The organism is Actinomadura opuntiae, assembly GCF_030283205.1.
Taxonomy (GTDB): Bacteria; Actinomycetota; Actinomycetes; order Streptosporangiales; family Streptosporangiaceae; genus Spirillospora.
This window is the reverse complement of the sequence record NZ_JASNWF010000021.1, coordinates 170,163-191,406: the sequence shown is the minus strand read 5'-3', so window position 1 is coordinate 191,406 and position 21,244 is coordinate 170,163. Positions and strand designations below refer to the sequence as shown.

Annotated in this window: 21 protein-coding genes; 7 read left to right on the top strand and 14 right to left on the bottom strand. The window is 72.4% G+C overall.

Annotated features, from left to right (window positions below):
• Positions 1-72 precede the first annotated feature (72 nt).
• From QP089_RS37680 to QP089_RS37665, 4 genes are all read right to left on the bottom strand, one after another.
• Positions 73-1,236, bottom strand: coding sequence for a pyridoxal phosphate-dependent aminotransferase (locus tag QP089_RS37680; RefSeq protein ID WP_285918532.1), 1,164 nt, complete (start codon positions 1,234-1,236; stop codon positions 73-75).
• A 22-nt stretch (positions 1,237-1,258) separates the two neighbouring features.
• The gene (locus QP089_RS37675) at positions 1,259-1,864 is read right to left on the bottom strand and encodes a response regulator transcription factor (RefSeq protein WP_285918530.1); all 606 of its coding nucleotides are present in this window, start codon (positions 1,862-1,864) and stop codon (positions 1,259-1,261) included.
• Positions 1,861-3,252 carry a sensor histidine kinase gene (locus QP089_RS37670; protein ID WP_285918528.1) on the bottom strand — a complete coding sequence of 464 codons (1,392 nt, stop codon included), beginning with the start codon at positions 3,250-3,252 and terminating at the stop codon, positions 1,861-1,863. The genes QP089_RS37675 and QP089_RS37670 overlap by 4 nt, the downstream gene beginning before the upstream one ends.
• 114 nt (positions 3,253-3,366) lie before the next feature.
• Positions 3,367-4,005: an NAD(P)-dependent oxidoreductase gene (locus QP089_RS37665; RefSeq protein ID WP_285918526.1), complete on the bottom strand. Its 639-nt coding sequence runs from the start codon at positions 4,003-4,005 to the stop codon at positions 3,367-3,369.
• Positions 4,006-4,090: 85 nt separating this feature from the next.
• Here QP089_RS37665 and QP089_RS37660 point away from each other — a divergent pair, with 85 nt between their 5' ends.
• Positions 4,091-4,666 carry a TetR/AcrR family transcriptional regulator gene (locus QP089_RS37660; RefSeq protein ID WP_285918525.1) on the top strand — a complete coding sequence of 192 codons (576 nt, stop codon included), beginning with the start codon at positions 4,091-4,093 and terminating at the stop codon, positions 4,664-4,666.
• Positions 4,667-4,683: 17 nt separating this feature from the next.
• On the opposite strand, the gene codA is transcribed toward QP089_RS37660, so the two are convergent.
• The 4 genes from codA to QP089_RS37640 form a co-directional block, all read right to left on the bottom strand.
• Positions 4,684-5,967 carry a cytosine deaminase gene (codA, locus tag QP089_RS37655; RefSeq protein WP_285918568.1) on the bottom strand — a complete coding sequence of 428 codons (1,284 nt, stop codon included), beginning with the start codon at positions 5,965-5,967 and terminating at the stop codon, positions 4,684-4,686.
• The gene (locus QP089_RS37650; RefSeq protein ID WP_285918524.1) at positions 5,967-6,170 is read right to left on the bottom strand and encodes a hypothetical protein; all 204 of its coding nucleotides are present in this window, start codon (positions 6,168-6,170) and stop codon (positions 5,967-5,969) included. Before QP089_RS37650 ends, codA begins: the two co-directional genes overlap by 1 nt.
• A 71-nt stretch (positions 6,171-6,241) precedes the next feature.
• Entirely contained in the window at positions 6,242-7,666 is a 1,425-nt protein-coding gene (locus QP089_RS37645) for an acyl-CoA synthetase (RefSeq protein WP_285918523.1), read from the bottom strand.
• On the bottom strand, positions 7,663-8,841 hold the full coding sequence (locus tag QP089_RS37640) for a CaiB/BaiF CoA transferase family protein (RefSeq protein ID WP_285918522.1): 1,179 nt from the start codon (positions 8,839-8,841) through the stop codon (positions 7,663-7,665). The genes QP089_RS37645 and QP089_RS37640 overlap by 4 nt, the downstream gene beginning before the upstream one ends.
• 35 nt (positions 8,842-8,876) lie before the next feature.
• Between QP089_RS37640 and QP089_RS37635 the strand changes: the two genes are divergently transcribed.
• From QP089_RS37635 to QP089_RS37625, 3 genes are all read left to right on the top strand, one after another.
• The gene (locus tag QP089_RS37635) at positions 8,877-9,461 is read left to right on the top strand and encodes a uridine kinase family protein (RefSeq protein ID WP_446474118.1); all 585 of its coding nucleotides are present in this window, start codon (positions 8,877-8,879) and stop codon (positions 9,459-9,461) included.
• Positions 9,462-9,949: 488 nt separating this feature from the next.
• Positions 9,950-10,720 (top strand): transposase family protein, encoded by a 771-nt coding sequence (locus QP089_RS37630; RefSeq protein WP_285918519.1) that lies wholly within the window; start codon positions 9,950-9,952, stop codon positions 10,718-10,720.
• Between the two features lie 95 nt (positions 10,721-10,815).
• A complete protein-coding gene (locus QP089_RS37625) occupies positions 10,816-12,087 on the top strand; it encodes an HNH endonuclease signature motif containing protein (protein WP_285918517.1) in 1,272 nt (423 codons plus the stop codon).
• A 158-nt stretch (positions 12,088-12,245) separates the two neighbouring features.
• Here QP089_RS37625 and QP089_RS49070 read toward each other — a convergent pair whose 3' ends face one another.
• The 6 genes from QP089_RS49070 to QP089_RS37595 all read right to left on the bottom strand — a co-directional run bounded on the left by QP089_RS49070 (position 12,246) and on the right by QP089_RS37595 (position 18,760).
• The gene (locus QP089_RS49070; RefSeq protein WP_285918515.1) at positions 12,246-12,434 is read right to left on the bottom strand and encodes a hypothetical protein; all 189 of its coding nucleotides are present in this window, start codon (positions 12,432-12,434) and stop codon (positions 12,246-12,248) included.
• A gap of 668 nt (positions 12,435-13,102) precedes the next feature.
• Positions 13,103-13,516 carry an Mth938-like domain-containing protein gene (locus QP089_RS37615; RefSeq protein ID WP_285918567.1) on the bottom strand — a complete coding sequence of 138 codons (414 nt, stop codon included), beginning with the start codon at positions 13,514-13,516 and terminating at the stop codon, positions 13,103-13,105.
• 26 nt (positions 13,517-13,542) lie between these two features.
• Entirely contained in the window at positions 13,543-14,379 is an 837-nt protein-coding gene (locus tag QP089_RS37610; RefSeq protein WP_285918513.1) for a MerR family transcriptional regulator, read from the bottom strand.
• A gap of 210 nt (positions 14,380-14,589) precedes the next feature.
• Positions 14,590-14,862, bottom strand: a complete 273-nt coding sequence (locus QP089_RS37605; RefSeq protein ID WP_285918511.1) for a hypothetical protein — start codon at positions 14,860-14,862, stop codon at positions 14,590-14,592.
• A gap of 29 nt (positions 14,863-14,891) precedes the next feature.
• The gene (locus QP089_RS37600) at positions 14,892-16,703 is read right to left on the bottom strand and encodes a hydantoinase B/oxoprolinase family protein (protein WP_285918509.1); all 1,812 of its coding nucleotides are present in this window, start codon (positions 16,701-16,703) and stop codon (positions 14,892-14,894) included.
• Positions 16,700-18,760 carry a hydantoinase/oxoprolinase family protein gene (locus tag QP089_RS37595; protein ID WP_285918507.1) on the bottom strand — a complete coding sequence of 687 codons (2,061 nt, stop codon included), beginning with the start codon at positions 18,758-18,760 and terminating at the stop codon, positions 16,700-16,702. Before QP089_RS37595 ends, QP089_RS37600 begins: the two co-directional genes overlap by 4 nt.
• A 143-nt stretch (positions 18,761-18,903) precedes the next feature.
• On the opposite strand from QP089_RS37595, the gene QP089_RS37590 reads away from it, so the two are divergent.
• The 3 genes from QP089_RS37590 to QP089_RS37580 all read left to right on the top strand — a co-directional run bounded on the left by QP089_RS37590 (position 18,904) and on the right by QP089_RS37580 (position 21,189).
• Positions 18,904-19,278, top strand: coding sequence for an FKBP-type peptidyl-prolyl cis-trans isomerase (locus QP089_RS37590; protein WP_285918505.1), 375 nt, complete (start codon positions 18,904-18,906; stop codon positions 19,276-19,278).
• Between the two features lie 127 nt (positions 19,279-19,405).
• Positions 19,406-20,365 (top strand): ABC transporter ATP-binding protein, encoded by a 960-nt coding sequence (locus QP089_RS37585; RefSeq protein ID WP_285918503.1) that lies wholly within the window; start codon positions 19,406-19,408, stop codon positions 20,363-20,365.
• Positions 20,362-21,189, top strand: coding sequence for a DUF2705 family protein (locus tag QP089_RS37580; RefSeq protein WP_285918501.1), 828 nt, complete (start codon positions 20,362-20,364; stop codon positions 21,187-21,189). The genes QP089_RS37585 and QP089_RS37580 overlap by 4 nt, the downstream gene beginning before the upstream one ends.
• The last annotated feature ends 55 nt before the right edge of the window (positions 21,190-21,244 follow it).

The following is a 21,244-nucleotide window of genomic DNA, read 5'->3' as shown; positions in this document are numbered from 1 at the left end:
ACTCCAGTCGGGATCGGGTGTCGTGACGTAATCCCGGCCGCGGGGCGGTGTTTACAGCGGCGCCCCGGAAATTCAGGCGAGCCGCCGGAGGCGCTCCACGGCCTCGTCGATGACCTCGTCCTTCTTGCAGAACGCGAACCGGACGAAATGCGCACCCGCTTCGACGTGGTCGTAGAACACCTGCGTCGGGATCGCGACCACGCCCGCCTTCGCGGGCAGCGCGCGGGCGAGCTCCAGCCCGTCGGAGAAGCCGAGCGGCCGGATGTCGGCCTGCACGAAGTAGGTGCCCTGCGGCCGGTAGGCGGTGAAGCCGGCGGCCTCCAGCCCGGTGACGAGCCGGTCCCGCTTGGCCTGCAGCGACTTGCGCAGCTCCGCCACCCACGCGATCTCGTTGCTCAGCGCGTAGGCGGCGGCGCGCTGGTAGGGGGCGCTGACCGCGTAGGTGAGGAACTGCTTGACGGTCTGGACGGCCCGCACGTACCGGGCCGGCGCGGTGACCCAGCCGGTCTTCCAGCCGGTCGCCGAGAACGTCTTGCCCGCCGACGAGACCGACACCGTCCGCTCGCGCATCCCGTCGAGCGTGGCGAGCGGGATGTGCTCGGTGTCGTCGAAGGTCAGGTACTCGTACACCTCGTCGGTGATCGCGACCAGGTCGTGCTCGCGGCAGACGGCCGCGATGGCCTCCAGTTCGCCGCGCGTGAACACGGTGCCCGCCGGGTTGTGCGGCGAGTTCACCAGGACCGCCTTCGTGCGCGGCCCGACGGCGGCGCGCAGCTCGTCCGGGTCGAAGGTGAAGCGCCCCTCCACCGGCCGCAGCATGACGGGCCTGCGGACGGCCCCGGCCAGCGCGATCACGGCGGCGTAGGAGTCGTAGTACGGCTCGAACACGATGACCTCGTCACCCGGCCCGGCCAGCGCGAGCACCGACGCGGCGATGCCCTCCGTCGCGCCGACCGTCACGTACACCTCCGACATCGGGTCGTAGGACAGCCCGTAGCGCTCCAGCCGCTGCGCCGCCACGGCCTCCCGCAGCTCGGGCACCCCCGGCCCCGGCGGGTACTGGTTGCCGCCCGACCGGATCGCCTCGACCGCCGCGTCCAGCATGGCCCCCGGGCCGTCCCCGTCCGGGAAGCCCTGGCCGAGGTTGATCGACCCGGTGGCCGTGGCCAGCGCGGACATCTCCGCGAAGATCGTCTCGCCGAACTCCCGCATCCGGGGCACCAGAGGCTCAGTCACGGGACCACCCTAAAGGGGCGGGTCAGATCCAGCCCATCTCCTGGGCGGCGCGGACGGCGGCGAAGCGGGAGCCCTCGCCGAGCTTGCTCATCGCCGTGGACAGGTAGTTGCGGACGGTGCCCTCCGACAGGTGCAGCAGCGCGGCGATGCGCGCGGTCTCGGTGCCGGCGCCGGTGAGGCGGAGGATCTCGCGCTCGCGCTCGGTCAGTGGGTTGTCGCCGGCGGCCATGGCGGTCGCAGCGAGTTCGGCGTCCAGGTACCGGCCGCCCTCGTGGACCTTGCGGATCGCGGCGGCCAGCTCCTGGGTGGGCGCGTCCTTGGCGACGAAGCCGCGGACGCCGGCGGCCATGGCGCGGCGCAGGTAGCCGGGGCGGCCGAAGCTGGTGAGGATGCAGACCGAGCAGCGGACGCCGGCCGAGTTCAGCTCCTCGGCGACGGTGAGGCCGTCCCCGCCGGGCATGTCGATGTCGAGGACGGCGACGTCGGGATCGTGCGCGGCGACGGCCGGGGCCACCTCGTCGCCCCGGGCGACCTCCGCGACGACGTCCAGGTCGGGCTCCAGCCCGAGGAGCGCGGCGACGGCGCCGCGGATGAGGTGCTCGTCGTCGGCTAGCAGGATCCGGATCACCTGCCGCTCCCCTCGGCGACGGCCGCCGTCCCGGCGCGGGCGGCGTCCGCGACCCGCGCGTCCTCGGCGGGCAGGGGCTCGGCGGGCAGGGGCTCGTCATCGAACGGGACGTCCGTATCGGGCCGCGGGAGCGGGACGACGGCGCGCAGCAGGAACCCGTCGCGGCCGTGCCGACGTGCGGTGATCTCGCCGCCGACGACGGCGACGCGTTCGGCGAGACCGGTCAGCCCGGCACCGCCGCCGGCACCGTCGCCGGTGGCCGCGCCGCCGCGGACGCCGTCGTTGCGCATCTCCAGCACCACGGAGCCACCGTACGGGGTGAGGGCGACGGCGCAGTGCCGGGCCTCGCTGTGCTTGATCACGTTGGTGGCGCCTTCCCGGATCACCCAGGCGAGCACCGCGCGGACCTCGGCCGGAAGGCCGTCCGGGACGTCCCCGGCGTCGCAGCGCACCCCGGCGGCCTCCAGCACCGCTCGCACCCCGGCGAGCTCGGCGTCCAGCTCGACGGCGCGGTAGCCGTGCACGGCGGCGCGCACCTCGCGGAGCGCGTCGCGGGCGGCGCGCCGCACGTCGGCCATCTCGGCGCCGGCCCGGGCCGGGTCGGCCTCCGCCAGCCGCATGGCCAGCTCGCTCTTCACCGCGATCAGCGACAGGCTGTGGCCGAGCAGGTCGTGCAGGTCGCGGGAGAAGCGCAGCCGCTCCTCGGTGACGGCGAGCCGGGCGAGCGCGGCACGCGCCGCGTGGGTCTCCTGGTGCAGGTCCCACATGCGCCGCTGGTACCGGTTGACGAACGCGACGAGACCGCACGTGGCCGTGTACAGCGCGGCCATGAACAGGAACAGCGAGTACCAGGGCATGTGGCCGCCGGGGTGCAGATGCCTGGCGGCGAAGGTGGCGTAGACCGCCGAGACCGTGCCGGTGCCGACGCACAGCGCGACGATCCTGCGGCGGCTCATCGGCGCCAGCACCACCGCCGACACCCAGCAGACGGGGACGACGCTGAACAGCGGGTGGGCGAACAGCATCAGGCTCAGCGCGGCCGTCACCGCGCCGCTGGCCACGATGTCCCGCCGGGACGCGCCGCCCTCCAGCCCCGCCCGGACGAGCCGCATGTAGTACCACGTCATCAGGCCGAGGCCCGCGACGCAGAGGACGGCGACCGGGACGCCGATCCGGCCGTCGCCGTAGGCCGCGGCCATCCCCGCCAGGCCGGGCACGATGAACCCGAGGGCCGCGCACAGGAACGAGCGCTGCGTCACCCGGCGGTACCGCTCGAACCTGCGGGTGTCCTGCGCTTCCAGATCCGCCGTGGTCGCGACCGTCATGTCCCGCTCCTCCTTCTCCCCGACTGTAGCGACGCGGCCGGGACGGCTGGCGGTGTCGTCCATGTCCTCAGCGTCGCGGGCCGCGGCGGGCCGCCGGTAGAAGCGCGTGTCACCGGTTCGGGCGGCGCCTGTCAGGCGTTCCGCATGACAGGTGTCATGCGGGCCCGTCCCCGGCCGTCAGCCCGCGATGGAGACCACGTGGCCGATGGACGACAGGTCGCCGGTGAGGTCGAGCAGGGCCTTGGCGACGTCGTCGCGGGAGATGGTGTAACCGCCGGGCACGCTCCGGTCGACGGCCTGGCGGTAGCGGCCCTTGCCCTCCTTGTTCATGAGCCGGGGCGGGCGGACGATCGTCCAGTCGAGCCCGGAGTCGCGGACCTGGGCCTCGGCGACGCGCATGTCGGCGATGCCGTGCCGCAGGATCCGGCCGAGAATGACCGGCTTGACGACGTACCGGGTGAACGGGTCGTCGCCCGGCATGGCCTCGATCGCGCCCATGCTGACCATGAGGAACCGGCCGGCGCCGGTCGCCCGCATGGCGGCGATGATGCTCCTGGAGCTGTCCCGGCAGACGGTGGTCGGGCCGAACTCGCGCGGGCCCATGGCGCTGACGACGGCGTCGGCGCCCTTCACCGCCTCCTCGATCGCGCCGGGGTCCATGATGTCGGCCTGCACGACGTCCGCGCGTTCGCGCAGGCCGGCAGGCATCCTGCCGGGGTCGCGCACGACGGCGGTGACGTCGTGGCCCGCCTCCAGCGCCCGGCGGACCAGCCGGGTGCCGATCCCGCCGGTCGCTCCGAAGACCGTGAGCTTCATCGTCGATCCCTCCCCGAGGGGTGAGTGAGTATTTACTAACCACTAGGGTGGGTAAAGATTCACTCACTGTCAAGAGGGGCGGCGGATGAGCGCGCGGGAACGGATCCTGGACGCCGCGGCGGACGTCATGCGCGAGCGCGGCGTCGCGGGCGCCACCACCAAGGAGATCGCCAAGGCCGCGGGCTACTCCGAGGCGCTGCTGTACAAGCACTTCCGCGACAAGGAGCAGCTGATGCTGAGCGTGCTGAAGGAGCGGATGCCGGCGTTCGCGGCACGGGCCGTCCCCGGCGAGGCGACCGTGGAGGCCACCCTGGTCGCGGTCGTGCACGGCGGGCTCGCCTTCTACCGGCGCGCGTTCCCGATGATGGCGTCGATGGCCGCGCAGCCCGTGCTGATGGCCGCGACCCGCGAATCACTGCGCCAGTACGGCGCCGGCCCGCGGGAACCGGTGCGGGCCCTCGCCCGCTACCTGGACGCCGAGCGCGACCTCGGCCGGGTCGCGGCGGGCGCCGACACCGCCGCGATCGCGGCGCTGCTGATGGGCGCGTGCTTCCAGCAGGCCTTCCTGCACTACTTCTCGGCGCCGCCGGACGCCCCGGACCTCCCCGAGTCGGCCGCCGCCGACCTCGTCCGCCCGCTGCTGCCGGCGCTGCTCCCCTAGCGCGCCGCCATCCGGCCTCAGCGGCGGTCGCGGGCCCGGACGAAGTCGACGTCCTCGGGGTCGCGGCCCGGCCAGGTCAGCCGGGTCACCGCGGGCGGCGTCTCGGCGACGATCCGGCCGCGCGCGACGACGTGGGACGGCCGGGTCTGCCGCCGGACGGCGTCGTACGGCGACGACGCGGGCAGCACGACCAGGTTCGCCGGGCGGCCCGGCGCGATCCCGTAGCCGTCGCCGAGCCCGAGGACCCGCGCGGCCCGGTCCGTCACCATCGCGAACGCCTCGTCGATCTCGGCGGCGCCGGTGAGCTGCGCGGCGGCGACGCCGACCAGCGCGACCTGCAGCGACGACGCCGTCCCGAGCGGGAACCAGGGGTCCATCACGTCGTCGTGCCCGAACGCGATGTTCACCCCGGCGGCGAGCATCTCCTTGACCTGGGTGAGGCCGCGCCGCTTCGGATAGGCGTCGAAGCGTCCCTGCAAGCACAGGTTGGCGAGCGGGTTGCAGACCAGGTTGATGCCCGATCGGGCCAGGATCCGCTGGAGCTTGTAGGAGTAGGCGCCGTTGTAGGAGCCCATCGCGGTGGTGTGGGACGCGGTCGCGCGGTCGCGCAGCCCGCCGCGCCGGGCGAGGGTGGCGAGCACCTCCACGAAACGCGACTGCTCGTCGTCGATCTCGTCGCAGTGCGCGTCCAGCAGCAGCCCGTACCGCTGCGCGATGTCGAAGGCGATCTCCAGGGAGCGGACGCCGTCCTCGCGGGTGTCCTCGAAGTGCGGGATCGCGCCGATCACGTCGGCGCCGCGCCGGGCGGCCTCCTCCAGCAGCTCCGGCCCGTTCTCGAAGGAGCAGATCCCCTCCTGCGGGAACGCGACGAGCTGGAGCCCGATGACGTCCTTCACCCGCTCGCGGACCTCGACCATCGCGTCGAGCGCGACGAGCTCCGGATCGGTGACGTCCACGTGGCTGCGGACGTGCAGCACGCCGTTCGCCGCGTACCAGCGCAGCACCTCGGTCGCGCGGGACACGACGTCGTCGCGGGTGAGGGCCGTCTTGCGCTCGCTCCACACCGCGATCCCCTCCCACAGGGACCCGGACGCGTTCCAGCGCGGCTCCCCGGCGGTGAGCGTGGTGTCGAGGTGGACGTGCGGCTCCACGAACGGCGGGCTCACCAGGCCGCCCGCCGCGTCGGCCAGGACGTCCCCGGCCAGCTCGCCGGCCGGCGCGACGCGTCCGAACCGGTCGCCGTCGATCTCGATGTCGTGCAGGCCGTCCCGCCCGGCCAGCCGGGCGTTCGTCACGAGCATCACGCGGGGCTCCCTTCCGACGCCCGACCGCGCCGGGCCGACAGAGCGAAGTACAGGCCGCCGGCGACGAGCGCGCCGAGCACCCAGTTGATCAGCGCGATGTCGGCGCCCGACCAGCTCCAGAACTGGTGCGCCGCGGTCGACTCGCGGGCCTCGTGCGGGACGGGATCGAGGGAGTGCGCGGCGGCCGGTGAACTGGACACAAGCGACGACCTTACTGGTCAGGCCGGAATGGTCCACCACCCGGTGCGGCGGGCGCGGGCTAGGGCGCGAGCTAGGGCGCGAGCTCGGTCAGGCGCGTCTTGACGATCTTGCCCATCGCGTTGCGGGGCAGCGCGCCGACCAGGTGGACGACGCGGGGCCGCTTGTGCACCGACAGGCGCCCGGCGACGAAGTCGATCAGCTGGCCCTCGGTCACCCCGTCCGCCACGACGTAGGCGGTGACCTGCTCGCCGAGATCGTCGTGCGGCGTGCCGGCGACGGCGGCCTCCTTCACCGCCGGGTGCGCGAGCAGCGCGTTCTCGACCTCGCCCGCGCCGATCCGGTAGCCGCCGCTCTTGATCAGGTCGGTGGACGCGCGGCCGACGATGCGGTGCCAGCCGTCCGGACCGATCGTCGCGATGTCGCCGGTGCGGAACCAGCCGTCCGGCGTGAACGACTTCGCGGTCGCCTCCGGGCGGTTGAGGTAGCCCTTGAACGGATGCCGCGCGCGGACGAGCAGCTCGCCGGGCGTCTCCCCGTCGGCCGGGACGGGGTCGCCGTTCTCGGCGACCAGCCGCGTCTCGACGCCGGGCAGCGGGAGGCCGACGTAGCCGGGGCGGCGTTCGCCGCCGGCGCGCGCGCTGAGCGTGATCAGCGTCTCGGTCATGCCGTAGCGCTCCACCGGCCGGTGCCCGGTGAGCGCCTCCAGCCGCTCGAAGGCGGGCACGGGGAGCGGCGCGCTCCCGGACACCAGCAGCCGCGCGGCCCGCATCGCCTCGGCGGACGCCGGGTCGGCCGCCAGCCGCGACCACACCGTGGGGACGCCGAAGAACAGGCTCCCGCCGTCCTTGCCCGCCGCCTCCGCGTACGCCTCCGGTTTCGGCCGCCCGGTGTGGACGAGCCGCGACCCGACCCGCAGCGGCCCGAGGACGCCGAGCACGAGGCCGTGCACGTGGAACAGCGGCAGCCCGTGCACCAGCACGTCGTCCGGGGTCCATTCCCATGCCTCGGCCAGGGAGTCGAGACCGGCGGCGATCGCGGCCCGCGAGATCATCACGCCCTTCGGGGCGCCGGTCGTCCCGCTCGTGTAGAGGATCAGCGCGGTCGCGTCGGGGCCGGGCTCGGCCGGGTCCGCGCCACCGGACTGGGGCAGTTCGTCGACCAGGACCCGGGGCGGCCCGTCGTCGCCCGCGTCGGCGTCGGCGGGCGCCAGCAGCAGTGCCGCGCCGGAGTCGGTCAGGATGTGGGCGCGCTCGTCGGGACCGGAATCGGGCGGCAGCGGCACCACCGGAACGCCCGCCATGATCCCGCCGACGACCGCGACCACCGTCTCCACGCTTGCCGTGGCATGCACCGCGACCGCGCCCGCGCCGCCGATCTCCGCCGCGACGGCGGACGCGCGGGCGAGCAATTCGTCGCGCGGCAGCTCGCGTCCGGCGATCCGCAGCGGGCCGCCGGACTCGACGGCCTCGACGGCCTCGCCGAGCAGATCCCTCACTGGCCTCTCCCCTGCTCCTCGTCGTTTGCGTCCATCTCGTCCAGCCAGGCCAGGACCGCGCCGGTGTGCTCGCCGAGCAACGGCGGCGCGGTGTGCGCGCGCGGCTCGGCGCCGTCGAACCGCAGCGGCGGACCGGGCAGCTCGATCGGGCCCAGGGTCGGATGGTCGACCTCGATCACCAGGCCCTGCGAGCGGGTCTGCTCCCAGGTGTACACCTCGTCGATCGACCGGATCGACCCCGCCGGCACCCCGGCGCCGCTCAGCCGCTCCAGCCACGCCTCCCGGGTGTCCTCCGCCAGGACGCGCTCGATGTCGGCCGTCAGCGCCGCGCGGTTCGCGGAACGGTCCGGGATCGTGACGTACCGCGGGTCGTCCGCGTCGAGCCCGACGAGCGGTGCGAACCGGCGCCACAGGTTCTGGTTCGCGACACCGATCTGGATCTGCCCGTCCTTGCAGCGGAACGTCCCGTACGGCGCGATCGTCGGGTGGTCGTTGCCGACCGACTCGGGCACCTCACCGGCGACGGTCCAGCGCGTCCCCTGGTACATGTGCGCGCCGACCACCGACGCCAGCAGCGACGTCCGGACGACCGCGCCGCGGCCCGTCCGCGTCCGCTCGTACAGCGCCGCCAGCACCCCGGACGTCGCGTTGCCCGCCGCGAGGATGTCGGCGATCGAGAGCCCCACCTTGCTCGGCGTTCCCGGCGGCCCGGTCACGCTCATGATCCCGGCCTCGCCCTGCATGATCGCGTCGTATCCGGGGCGTCCGCCCTCCGGCCCGTCGTGCCCGAACCCCGTGATCGACAGCACGATCAGCCGCGGGTTCAGCGCGTGCAGCCGCGCCACCGGGAAGCCGAGCCGGTCCAGCACCCCGGTCCGGAAGTTCTCGACCAGCACGTCGGCGTGCCGCACCAGCCGCTCCAGCGTGCCCTTCCCCTCGCCGGACTTCAGATCAAGGGTGATCGACTCCTTGTTCCGGTTGATCGACAGGTAGTAGGTGCTGACCTGGTCCCCGCCCACGAACGGCGGCCCCCAGCCGCGCGTCTCGTCGCCCGTCCCCGGCTGCTCCACCTTGATCACCCGCGCGCCGAGGTCGGCGAGCGCCATCGTGGCCTGCGGTCCGGCGACGACGCGGCTGAGGTCGACGATCACGACGCCTTCGAGCGGTCCGGGCAAGGACGTCCTCCTTCGGGGGGCGGGCACCTGGAAGTATGCCGTCCGTGCCGCCGCCGCTCCGGACCTACCCCGCGCTCGCCGCGCGGCTGCTCGCGCTGCCCCCGTCCTGCGGCCCCGCGCGCCTCGTCGCGATCGACGGCCCGAGCGGCGCCGGCAAGTCGACCTTCGCCGACCGCCTCGCGGCCGTCCTGGTCGGCGCGCCGGTGGTCCGCTCCGACGACTTCCGCGTCCCCTGGGACGCCGACCCGCTCACCTGGTGGGACCCGCTCCGCCGCACCGTCCTCGACCCGCTCTGCGCCGGACGCCCCGCGCTGCTGCGCCGCTACGACTGGCACCACGACCGGTACGGCCCGCCGGAGGAGATCCCGCCCCCGCCGGTGCTCATCATCGAGGGCGTCGGCTCCTCCTGGGCGAAGTCACCCGCCGCCTACCGCATCTGGATAGACGCCCCACGCGAACTGCGCCGGGCCCGAGCCCTCGACCGCGACGGACCCGAATACGCCGACGCCTGGGACCGCTGGTCCGCCCGCGAGTCCGAACTGTTCACCTCGGACGGGACGAGGTTACGGGCGGATTTGGTGGTGGACGGCACGTCGTTCAGCTCGCATGCTTTTCGCTGAGCGCTGACGGTTGGCGTTTACTTCTTCAGGTGTTATCGAAGGCCGATTTTCGCGATATTCGATTAAGGGTGTTTGGGGCAGGGGTGTTGGGTTGGCCGTGCGGTGGGGTGGCGCTGGCGTACGGGGCCGCCCCTCCAAAGTCAAGGGCGCCTTCGGCGTCGCTTCGCGATGGACTTCGTCCACCCTTGACTTTGGAGCCTCTGCGGCCCCTGAGGCAGCGCCAAAGGGGCAGGCTCCGCCTGCCCCGCCCGGGTCGCGCCACCCCACCGCCCCCACCCGTACGCGTGCTCAACAAACCACCCCAAAGGAACAATTCACCGACCAGGTAAAGGCAGAGGAAGCCGGGGTGCACTGAGCCTTTTTCAGCAGCCGTGTGGGTCCGCTGATCACATGATGGTCGCGGTCGGTGTGGCTGCCCCGGAACGTCAAGGAGCCCCTGGTAGGACGGTTGATCTCTCACAATCCCTCGTCCGCACCAGAGGCTCCGCATGCTTTTGTATCGTGCTTCGCTGCCGTTGTTGCGCCAGACTCTGACCTACGCCACCGGTGTCGTCCGCGGGCACCGCAAGAAGATCGGCAGCAAGGGCCGGTCGCTGCCACCCGGCCTGCAGGCGTTGATGACCCTGGTCCACTTGCGGAAAGGCGAGACCTTCGCCGAACTGGGTGCGGGCTTCACCGTCTCCACCAGCACTGCGTGGCGCTATGTCAACGAGACCGTCGACGCGCTGGCCGCCCGGTCGCCCAAACTCGGTGCCGCCCTGGCCAAAGCGGCCAGGGACGGACTGCCGTATCTGGTCCTGGACGGCACTTTGATCGCGATCGACCGGGTCACCGCCGACCGGCCGTACTACTCGGGCAAACACCGCTGCCATGGCATGAACCTCCAGGTGATTGCCGCTCCAGACGGTGCTCTGCTGTGGGTGTCGGGACCGCTGCGCGGCTCGGTCCACGACCTGGCGGCCGCCCGGATCTGGGGCGTCATCCGGGCGCTGGCGGCCACCGGACTGGTCGTGCTGGCCGACAAGGCGTATCAGGGCGCCGGCGCGCACGTCCTCACGCCCTACAAGGGACGCGACAAGCCCGAAGCGCAGAAGGAGGCGAACCGTGCACCCGCCAAGCTGCGCGGGCCCGGTGAACGAGCGAACGCCCAGCTCAAATCATGGCGAATCCTGCGGAAGCTGCGCTGCTGCCCCCATCGCGCCGGTCGTATCGCCAAAGCCATCCACACCCTGCAACTCCGCGAGACCACATCACGTTGAAAAAGGCTCACTGAGCAATATCTTTCCACTGATCAGCAAAGAAGAAGCCCTCTTCTCAGTGCGCAATTGTCGGTCACTTGGGGTACACTTTAGGTATGCAGTCAGTGACGGTCGACCTTGCGGGCGCGTCCACCATGGAATTGGTGAACGCGCTCTCAATGATCGCCACTGAACTCGCCCAGCGAGAGGCCCCTGAATCGGCGGCCGCGTGCCTTGAACTCACCGAAGACCTGGCCGCCGCCTGCGATAAGCAGGAAAGCGCCCTGGCCGGTTTCATCGGCCGCGTCGACGCCACCGGAGAGCAGCAGAGGTGGGGATTCCCCTCCACGCGGGCGTGGCTGCGGTCGAGGCTGGGCATGCGCGAGAACCGCGCCAAAGAACGCCTCACACTGGCGCGGCAACGCCACCGCCTGCCGCAGGTGACCGAGCAACTGGCGGCCGGAGAGCTGTCCTACGGCTATGCCGCCACGGTCGCCGACTCGGTGGCGCGGCTGGATGACACCGACTGCGCCAAGGCCGAGAACAAGCTGCTGGAGATGGTCGGCCAGGGGTTCTCTCCGGGGAAGATCGCGGTGTTCGGCCACCGGATCCGCGACGTCATCGCCGAACGCGACGACACCGAACACGAACCCGAGGACGCCAAGCGCGGCTACGCCAAGTCCTGGATCACCAGCACCGGCTCCCTGGACGGCGGCCGGTACATCAAGGGCTGGCTGAACGCCGAAGACGCCGCCATCTGGGACGGCACGCTGGCTCCGCTTGCGAAGCCGGCCGGACCCGACGACCACCGCGACGTCGCCGAACGCACCGCGGCGGCGCTGTCGAGTGTGCTGTCGGGCGGACACAAGGCCACCAAGGTCACCGTCATCTGCGACCTGGAGACCCTCACCGGCGGCAACGCCCCGGGCCACCTCATCGACGGGACGCCCATCCCGGCCGAGCAGGTGCGCCGCATCGCCCTGTCAGCCGGAGTCTCACCCCTGATCCTGGGACGCGGCCACAACCCCCTGTACCTGGGATATCGGGAGCGGTTCGCCAGCCCCGCCCAACGCCGGGTCCTGGAAACCCTTTACCCGACGTGCGCGGTGCGGGAGTGCGAGATTCCGGGGACGTTGTGCGAGGTCGACCACGTCCACGGCTGGGCCCTGGGAAACTCACCCACCGACATCGACCAGCTCACCCTCACCTGCGGATGGCACAACCGCTTCAAACACAGCAGCCCACGCCAGATCGGCATCAGCAAAGACCCCGACGGGCGGTACGTGTACCGGCTGCTGCCACCATCCGACGCCCGAAGAACCCGGACCGGGAACGGCCCGCCGGGCACGCTCGGCCCACCCGACAGCACCATCAACTGGGCCGCATAACCCACCCCACCACGCCACCGGTTCGCCCGAATTCTCCGGGATCTCGGGCGAACCGGCATGCCCACATCACCCCGGCCTGCACTGCTCCGCCCCAGACTCCATCCCCCTTCACCAACGACACCGGCGCACTGCCCCTGAGGCAGTTCCACTAGGCCGTACTAAAAGCAGGTCAGGCAGTTGTGAAGGCGGGTTCGGGTCGGCGTGCCTTGGCGCGGCAGGTCGGGCAGAAGCTCGCGCGCGAGATCTTCTTCCTCGGCGACACCTACGACGCCGAGGCCGCACACCGGATGGGGACGGTGAACGCCGATGACGGCGATGCAGAGGAGGCCCTCATACCGGGCCGCCATGGCACGGTGTCGTATGAGCCCATTGATGCCGCACCCGTCGGCGCGCTGCCGCCCGATTGGCGCACTACACCGGCGGGCGTTCACCGCGGCTGCCCTGCCTCTTGCGGTTACGGGACTGGGGGGCGCCGACCGCGATGGTGCAGCCGATCCAGCGTCTACACAGGTGGGCCCGGTCAGCACGAGGAACCGTTGGCGGACCCGATCGGACCAGCTGCCAAGACGCCCCGGCCCGAAATAGGAAACACGCTGATGCGCCCCAGGACGACGTGGGCCGCAGGAGCGGCACGCCCATCAAGTGGCTTGGTCTCTCCTGAACGCAGAAAGTGGGGCGATCCCGCACTGCACCATCGGCGTGAGGCCAGCGCCCCATACACGCGGGAACTCGTCTTCTTCTCCGTCTCTGCCTCTTGGTTCTCTGGTTCGGGGGCGGTGGGGTGGCGCGACCCGGGCGGGGCAGGCGGAGCCTGCCCCTTTGGCGCTGCCTCAGGGGCCGCAGAGGCTCCAAAGTCAAGGGTGGACGAAGTCCATCGCTAAGCGACGCCGAAGGCGCCCTTGACTTTGGAGGGGCGGCCCCGTACGCCAGCGCCACCCCACCGCACGGCCAACCCCTCGCCTCTGCCCAAACACCCCGTCGCCGATACACGAAACAGCCGTGGACCTGCTCCCGGTCAACACGTCGAGTGGAAAAGGCCTCCGACCGACGCCTTCTCGACCAATCTGTTGTAGGTGTCCACGGCCGCGGTCGTTTCTTCCACATAGACCTCGACACCATGCTCCTGTAGCAACTCAAGCGTCTCGGGCATGGTGTGCAGCCGCAGCTCCATCCCCCGGCTGAGCACGACGGCCGCGCAGCCACGGTCGAGGAGTTCCTGGACGTCTGCGGGTTGGATGCCCGGCTCGTGCCGGGTCCCGTGCTCTCTCCAATCCCACTCCCGCCCGCCTCCCGGATACAGCTTGAAGTCCTTGCCAGATGGAAGTCCTTCGACCTCCATACGTCCCCAGGAAACATGAGTGATCCGAGGTGATGACGGCACCGGAGCATCCTCCCCTTCTGGCGCATTGCCGAGCGCTTTCCCACCCATCATTCCTCGTACGCACACCACGGCGGTCAGCGCAGCGGAAGGGCGAATTCGTTCCGCGGGCCGGTCTTCTGCGGGCCGGGCTCCTCGTTCGGTGCGAGTACGAGCCGGATCGCTCCGGCGGGCATGCGCTGTTGCCGTGCGGCCCAGTCGGCCAGTGCCTGGATGGCGAGTTCGGCCTCCGTCGTGCTGACCCAGCGTCCGGGGACCGCCGGCCGGACACACGCTTCCTGGTGGGCGGGCTCGGTGCGGAGGGTGAGGTCCGGGAACCGGGCTGCGATGGCGTCGGCCTGGTCGTCGAGGACGGGCCAGCACCACTCGACGGGACCGTCGCTATCACCGCTCACCTCGCCGTGGTAGATCATGAACGGCGCTCCGGTGATTCCCTCGGGCCGCGGGACGCCCCCGCGCCGCAGGCGGTGGATGAACAGTTCGCGTCCCAGCGGGATCAACTCGTCCTCGTGCGCGCGGCGGACGACGCTCAGCAGCTTGCGTGCGGGCATGTCGCGGACGGTGACCTCGTACATCTCGGACCTCGCTCCGTGCAGTCGGGCGACGAGGAGGCGCGCCAGTTCCCGGCGGGCGGCGTGTTCGGCCTCGGCTCCGTCCCACTGGACGCGGATCTCCTCGGCGGCCAGTCCGGCGTCCATGGCCAGGATGTCCTTGATCCGCGCCAGCGGTACGCCGAGTCGGCGCAGGTCGGCGACCATTCGCGCGCGCCCGAGTTGCGCGGTCGCGTACTTGCGGTAGCCGGTGTCCGGGTCGACGTGGGCGGGCACGAGCAGCCCGAGTTCGTCGTACAGGCGCAGCGCCTTGGGCGACAGCCGCGACATGCGCGCGAACTCGCCGATGGCGACCAGACCCATGGATCGCTCCCTCGCTCCGGGCGGTCGCCCGGTCATGGCCACTGTGCTGCTTCCCCAAAGGTGAAGGTCAAGCGGCAAACGCTGGGATGCTGGCTCGCGGCGGACGCGTCAGCGCCGATCGTTTCAGAACTACAGCGGGCACTCCTTCTCACCGCGCGCCTTGCTCGGCATGCTCAGTTACGTCGTAGCTCCGAACCTCCTGTGTCGCGTTTACACCGGCGTGCAGGTCGGACGCGGGCTCAATTCGCTCAGTGTCGTCACGGCGCCCGCCGCGGTCACCGAACTCACCGACCACACCGGCCCGGCACCGACGTCGTCGTCCAAGGCTCGTGCCAGGCGGAGGTCGAGGTCGTCGAACGCAGTGGCAGCAGCGTCCAACATCCGGCCTGCCACTACCGCTACGACGCTGACGCCTGCGCCGAGCACATGCTCGGCGTCGGCCCCTCGACGGTCGCAAAATTCTTGCCCGCTGCGCACCGGCATGGGATCGGCGTGAAACGCCAGCGGTCCCCTCAGAGGGTGTCCACCTCGGCGGAGGTCGCGCCGCCGGAGAGGGTCGGGTAGCCGGGGCCGCGGTCGAAGAACGGGGCCGGGCCGCGGTCGGTGCGCAGGCGGGTGCGCAGCGCCTCGGTCGCCGGTTCGTCGACCACGCCGTCGTGGAGGACGACGCCGTAGTCGTCGCGGGCGCCGCTGGGAGAGACCTTGCCGTCGCGGACGTCGGCGGCGACGCGGGACGGGGCGCGGTCCAGGGGGTCGCCCCAGCCGCCGCCTCCGGTGGTGCGGATGCGGATGACCTGGCCGGCGCGGACGGGGTGGTCGTCGACGAGGCCGTCCATCTCCACGCCGTCGATGTCGACGCGGAACGGGCGTCCGGCGCGGCCTCCGTTGACGCCCCAGCACGACAGGATCGAGCGGTCGGCGATCGACATGTAGTGGGCGTCCCGCAGCATGCGGATGTGCTTGTCGTAGCCGAGGCCGCCGCGGAACTCGCCGGGGCCGCCGGAGTCGACGGCAAGGCCGAGGCGTTCGACGACGAACGGCCAGCGGGCCTCGGCGAACTCGGCGGGGATGTTGCGGGAGTCGGGGACGATGTGGATGGTGTCCTCGCCGTCGGCGTACGGACGGCCGCCCGATCCGCCGCCGAGGACCTCGCGCATCAGGTAGGGGCCGCGGTCGTCCTCGCCGTAGACGCCGGTGTAGCGGATCGTCTCCTGGTCCGCCGGCATGCGGCCGCCGGTGGCCTTGGCCAGGACGCCCGCGAGGACGCCGAGGAGCCGCAGGATGACGAACGTGCGGGCGTTGGTCGGCGCCGGGAACACCGGCGTGAGCAGGGTGCCCTTCTCGGGGAACCGCATCTCGATCAGCGGGACGACGCCTTCGTTCACGTCGAGTTCGGCGGCGCGCTCGGGGGTGTCGGCGAGGTTGCGCAGGACGGGCGCCAGCCACTTTTTGAGGAAGACGCCGTCCGCGTAGTCGCCCGCGTGGTTGATGGGGCCCTTGGCCTGCGGGGACGTCCCGGTGAAGTCGATGATGAGCGGGACGTCGGAGGACTTGTCGACGGTGAGCGTGATGCGCTGCGCGTGCAGCCGGGGCGGGTCGACGCCGTCGTGTTCGGCGTAGTCCTCCCAGACGAACGTGCCGTCCGGGATCTTGGCGAGGAGTTCGCGCCGGAACGTCTCGGTGGTGCGGGAGATGATCGCGTCGAAGCACGCCTCGACGTCGGCGCGGCCGTAGCGGGCGAACAGGTCGCCGAGGCGGCGGGCGCCCATGAGGCAGGCGGAGCATTCGGCGTCGAGGTCGCCGGCGAGGGAGTCGGGCATCCGCGAGTTGCGGGTCATGATGGCGAGCGCGGCCGCGTTGGGGACGCCCCGGTCCCACAGCTTGATGGGCGGCACCATCAAGCCCTCTTCGTAGGCGCTGCGGGCGTGGCTCGGCATCGAGCCGGGGACGGTGCCGCCGATGTCGTCGTGGTGCCCGAACGCCTGGACGAACGCGACCACCTCTCCGTCGTGGAACACCGGGACGGTGACGCACAGGTCCGGGAGGTGTCCGATGCCGCCTTCCGACAGGTACACGTCGTTGTGGAAGAACACGTCGCCCGGCCGCATCCCGTCCAGGGGGAAGTCGCGGACGATCGGCTGGACGAGCGCGGAGTAGGAGCGCCCGGTCAGCTTGCGGAGCCGCCGGTCGTGGATGCCCGCGCGGAAGTCGTGCGCGTCGCGGATCATCGGGGAGCGGGCCGTCCGCGCGATGGCCGTCTCCACCTCGCGCTCGACGGACGCGAGCGTGCCTTCGACGATCTCCAGCAGGATCGGGTCGGTCACCGGGTCACCACCAGGTCGCCGTGGGCGTCGAGGCGCGCGGTGAAGCCGGGGTGCAGCGGAAGCGTTGAGCCGAACTCCTCGATCACCGCGGGACCAGCGACGACGTCGCCGGGGGCGAGCTTCTCGCGCCGGTACACCGCCGTCTCCGTCCAGTCGTCGAAGCGGACCGGGCGCGTGCCGGTGCGGGCGCGCGACGGGTCGCCGTCGCCCGGCGGGCGTTCCGGCGGGCGCGGGCGCGGGATCGGCCCGATGCCGGACACGCGCAGGTTGACCCATTCGACGGGATGGCGCGGGTCGTCGCGGTGGCAGTAGCCGTACCGGGCTTCGTGCGCGTCGTGGAACCGGCGGACGACCTCCGCGCGGAACGCCTCGTCCGGCGCCCCCGCCGGGGCGGCGACGCGGACCTCGAACGCCTGCCCGTAATAGCGCAGGTCGGCGGAGCGGGCCAGGCGGCGGCGGTCCTGCGGGAAGCCCTCGCGGGCGAGCGCCGCGCCCGCCTCGTCCTCCAGGTCGGCGAACACCTCGGCGAGGGCGGGGACGTCCAGCTCGGTGTCGCGGACGACCCGCGTCCGCACGTGCTCGTTCTTGACGTCCACCGTGAGCAGCCCGAAAGCCGACAGGTTGCCGGGGTTCTCCGGGACGACGGCGGCGGGCAGGCCGAGGACGTCCAGCAGCCGGCACGCCAGCAGCGGCCCGGACCCGCCGAACGCGACGAGCGGGTAGTCGCGCACGTCCAGGCCCCGCTGCACGGTGATCCGCCGGATCGCGTTGGCCTGGTTCCACGCGGAGATCTCCAGGATCCCGGCGGCGGCCCGCTCGACGGTCAGCCCGAGGTCGGCGGCGAGCGCGGACAGGCCCGCGCGCGCGGCGGGCACGTCGAGCGGCACCTCGCCGCCGAGCAGGTGCGGCGGGATGCGGCCGAGGACGGCGTGCGCGTCGGTCACCGTCACCTCGGTGCCGCCGCGGCCGTAGCAGAGCGGGCCGGGGTCGGCGCCGGCGCTGCGCGGGCCGACCTTCAGCGCGCCGTCCGGCGACCGCCACGCGACCGACCCGCCGCCCGCGCCGACCGTCACGATGTCGATCATCGGGATCCGGACGGGGTGGCGGCCGATCGCGCCCTCGGTGGTGAGGGTCGGCTCGCCGTCCAGCACCACGGCGACGTCGGTGGACGTGCCGCCGCCGTCCAGCGTCACGACCGACCACCGGCCGCCGCGGGCGGCGACGAACGCCGCGCCGAGCGCGCCCGCCGCCGGGCCGGACAGCACCGTCGTGATCGGCTGCCGGGCGACCTCCTCGGCCGACAGCACGCCGCCGTTGCTCTTCATCACCAGCAGGGGCGCGTCGGCGCGACCGGCGATCCGCGCGAGGTAGCCGTTCATCGCGGGCTTGACGGCGGCGTCGACCAGCGTCGTCACCGCCCGCTCGTACTCGCGGTACTCGCGCAGCACCTCGCACGACAGGGAGACGACCGCGTCCGGGTGCTCGCGGCGCAGCACCTCCCGCATCGCGAGCTCGTGCGCCGGGTTGGCGTAGGAGTGCAGGAAGCACACGCCGATCGCGCGGACGCCGGCGTCGCGGAGCGCGCGCGCCGCCGCGACCGCCGACTCCTCGTCGAACGGGCGCAGCTCGGCGCCGGTGTGGTCGAGCCGGCCGCCGACCGCCCGCACCCGGTGCGCCGGGACGATCCGGGGCGGCTTCACCCAGAAGTAGCTGTTGCCGTACCCGTCGGGGACGCTCTGCCGCGCGATCTCCAGCATCGCCTCGAAGCCCTCGGTGGTGACGAACCCGAGGTCACCGGTCCGGTCCTCGAGCAGCCGGTTCGTCGCGACCGTCGTGCCGTGCGCCAGCGCCGCCACGTCCGCGGGCGACGCGCCGAGCAGGCCGAGCGCCTTGGCGAGGCCGGCGGCGAAGCCCTCGGCAGGGTCGGCGGGCGTCGAGGGGGTCTTGGTGGTGAGCAGCTCCGCGCCGCCGCCGTCACCGTCCTCTCCGACGTCCAGTGCGACGACGTCGGTGAACGTCCCGCCCGTGTCGATCCCGATCCGCAGCCGCCGCGCCATGCCCAAGGGTCTACCGGACGGCCCGCGCCCGCGGAACCGTCGCAATGTGCCAACGGAGCGGACGTTCTTTGGTCAGGGGGCGCGGCGCTAGGCTGGACTGCTCATCCGAGTTACGAATCCCACGACATCGCTGGAGCCCGTCCATGGCGCTTGAACGCCCCGAGATCGACTTCCCCGAGGGCCAGCCGCCCGCGAACCTCGACATCACCGACATCACCAAGGGCGACGGCCCCGAGGCCGTCAAGGGCTCGACCGTGTCGATGCACTACGTCGGCGTGTCCTGGTCCACCGGCGAGGAGTTCGACGCCTCCTGGAACCGCGGCTCGACGCTGGACTTCCAGCTCGGCAGCGGCCGCGTCATCAAGGGCTGGGACATGGGGATCGCCGGGATGAAGGTCGGCGGCCGCCGCAAGCTCGTCATCCCGCCGCACCTGGCCTACGGCGACCGCAGCCCGAGCCCGGCGATCAAGCCCGGCGAGACGCTGATCTTCGTCGTCGACCTGGTCGCGGTGAGCTGACCGCGCCGGACCGGCACCGGAGCGGGGCCGGCGGCACGGCCCAACGGCGGGCAATCGGGCGGTGAAAATCCGGCCGGTTGCCCGCCGCCGCCGTTTCCGCGCGCGGGCCGCCCGGTATCAGAGGTTCATGATCGAGGCGCGGGGCCTGACGAAGCGGTACGGCGGCACCACCGCCGTCGACCACGCGACCTTCGGCGTCCGGCCGGGACGGGTGACCGGGTTCCTCGGCCCGAACGGGGCCGGCAAGACGACCACGATGCGCATGATCCTCGGCCTGGACCGCCCGACCGCCGGCGAGGTCACCGTCAACGGCCGCCGCTACCGCACGCTCGGCGCGCCGCTGCGCGAGGTCGGCGCGCTGCTGGACGCCCGCAACGTGCACGGCGGCCGCACCGCCTACAACCACCTGCTGTGCCTGGCCAAGAGCAACGCGATCCCGCGCCGGCGCGTGGACGAGGTGCTGGACCTCGTCGGGCTGGGGAGCGTGGCGAGGAAGCGGTCCAGCGGCTTCTCGCTCGGCATGGGGCAGCGGCTCGGCATCGCCGCCGCGCTGCTCGGCGACCCCGGCGTGCTGATGTTCGACGAGCCGGTGAACGGGCTGGACCCGGAGGGCATCCGGTGGATCCGCACGCTGATGCGGCGGCTCGCGCGCGAGGGCCGCACCGTGTTCGTCTCCAGCCACCTGATGTCGGAGATGGCGCTGACCGCCGAGCACCTCGTGGTCATCGGGCGGGGCCGCATCCTCGCCGACACCGGGATGGCCGAGTTCATCGGCGCCAACGCGACCAGCCACGTGCTGGTGCGCTCGCCGCAGCTGCCGGAGCTGGCGCGGCTGCTGGCCGGGCCCGGCAGGGAGCTGGAGCCCGCACCGGACGGCGCGCTGCGCGTGCACGGAGCCTCGGCCGCCGAAATCGGCGACGTCGCCGCCGACCACGGGCTGCGGCTGCACGAGCTGGCGACCGTCCAGCCGTCCCTGGAGGAGGCGTTCATGCGGCTGACCGGCGAGGCGGTCGAGTACCATGCCGGCGTCCCGGGCGCGGCCGTGCCGGGGACAAGCGAACCCGGCGCACCGGAGGCCGGGGCGTGAGCGCCCCCGCGGCGGCCCCGCAGGCCGGGCCGCGCCGGGACACCGGGCGGGTGCGGTTCGGGCACGTGCTGTCCTCGGAGTGGACGAAGATCGCCACCGTCCGGTCGACGTTCTGGACGCTGCTGGCGGGCGCGGTCGTCCTGATCGGGCTCTCCGCGCTGTGGGCGCTGGCGTTCACCGCGTCCTACGACCAGATGAGCGACCGGGACCGGGCGACGTTCACCCCGATGCTGCCGACGCAGGTGGCGTACTACTTCGGCATGGTGGTGTTCGGGGCGCTGGGCGTGCTGGTCATCACCGCCGAGCACGGCACCGGAATGATCAAGACGGCCCTGACGGCGGTGCCGCGCCGCGCCCACTACCTGGCCGCGAAGACGGCGGTGCTCGGCGCCGTCGTGCTGGTGGTCGGGATCGTGGTGACGTTCGCGTCCTTCTACGCGGCGCAGGGCATCCTCGCGTCCAAGCACCTGGACGGTTCGATCGGCGACCCGGGGATGCTGCGCGCCGTCGCCGGCGGCGGCCTCTACCTGGCGCTGGTCGCGGTGCTGGCACTGGCCATCGGGACGCTGCTGCGGCACACCGCGGGCTCCATCGTGGTGCTGTTCGTCGTTCTGTTCGTCCTCGGCATCGCGGGCGGGTTCCTGCCGAGTTCGTGGGGCGACGCCGTGAACAAATTCCTGCCGTCCAACGCCGGCGGCGCGATCCTCGACCCGGTGCACAAGTCCGGGTCGCTCGCGCCGTGGACGGGGCTCGGCGTGTTCGCCATCTACACGGCCGTCGTGCTGGCCGCCGCACTCGTCCTGTTCGAGCGCCGCGACGCCTGAGCCGTGCTCTGCCCGGAGCGGCCGCGAGGCGCAGAACGTCCGGCCCGGCCGAGGG

Bases quoted from the DNA above. Each gene is read 5' to 3' on its own strand.
- QP089_RS37605 (WP_285918511.1), bottom strand. From the start codon at position 14,862: ATGCCGGTGCGCAGCGGGCAAGAATTTTGCGACCGTCGAGGGGCCGAC.
- QP089_RS37670 (WP_285918528.1), bottom strand. From the start codon at position 3,252: ATGGACGACACCGCCAGCCGTCCCGGCCGCGTCGCTACAGTCGGGGAG.
- QP089_RS37595 (WP_285918507.1), bottom strand. From the start codon at position 18,760: ATGGCGCGGCGGCTGCGGATCGGGATCGACACGGGCGGGACGTTCACC.
- QP089_RS37625 (WP_285918517.1), top strand. From the start codon at position 10,816: ATGCAGTCAGTGACGGTCGACCTTGCGGGCGCGTCCACCATGGAATTG.
- QP089_RS49070 (WP_285918515.1), bottom strand. From the start codon at position 12,434: ATGGCGGCCCGGTATGAGGGCCTCCTCTGCATCGCCGTCATCGGCGTT.
- QP089_RS37630 (WP_285918519.1), top strand. From the start codon at position 9,950: ATGCTTTTGTATCGTGCTTCGCTGCCGTTGTTGCGCCAGACTCTGACC.
- codA (WP_285918568.1), bottom strand. From the start codon at position 5,967: ATGCTCGTGACGAACGCCCGGCTGGCCGGGCGGGACGGCCTGCACGAC.
- QP089_RS37635 (WP_446474118.1), top strand. From the start codon at position 8,877: ATGCCGTCCGTGCCGCCGCCGCTCCGGACCTACCCCGCGCTCGCCGCG.
- QP089_RS37660 (WP_285918525.1), top strand. From the start codon at position 4,091: ATGAGCGCGCGGGAACGGATCCTGGACGCCGCGGCGGACGTCATGCGC.
- QP089_RS37585 (WP_285918503.1), top strand. From the start codon at position 19,406: ATGATCGAGGCGCGGGGCCTGACGAAGCGGTACGGCGGCACCACCGCC.
- QP089_RS37665 (WP_285918526.1), bottom strand. From the start codon at position 4,005: ATGAAGCTCACGGTCTTCGGAGCGACCGGCGGGATCGGCACCCGGCTG.
- QP089_RS37610 (WP_285918513.1), bottom strand. From the start codon at position 14,379: ATGGGTCTGGTCGCCATCGGCGAGTTCGCGCGCATGTCGCGGCTGTCG.
- QP089_RS37590 (WP_285918505.1), top strand. From the start codon at position 18,904: ATGGCGCTTGAACGCCCCGAGATCGACTTCCCCGAGGGCCAGCCGCCC.
- QP089_RS37615 (WP_285918567.1), bottom strand. From the start codon at position 13,516: ATGGGTGGGAAAGCGCTCGGCAATGCGCCAGAAGGGGAGGATGCTCCG.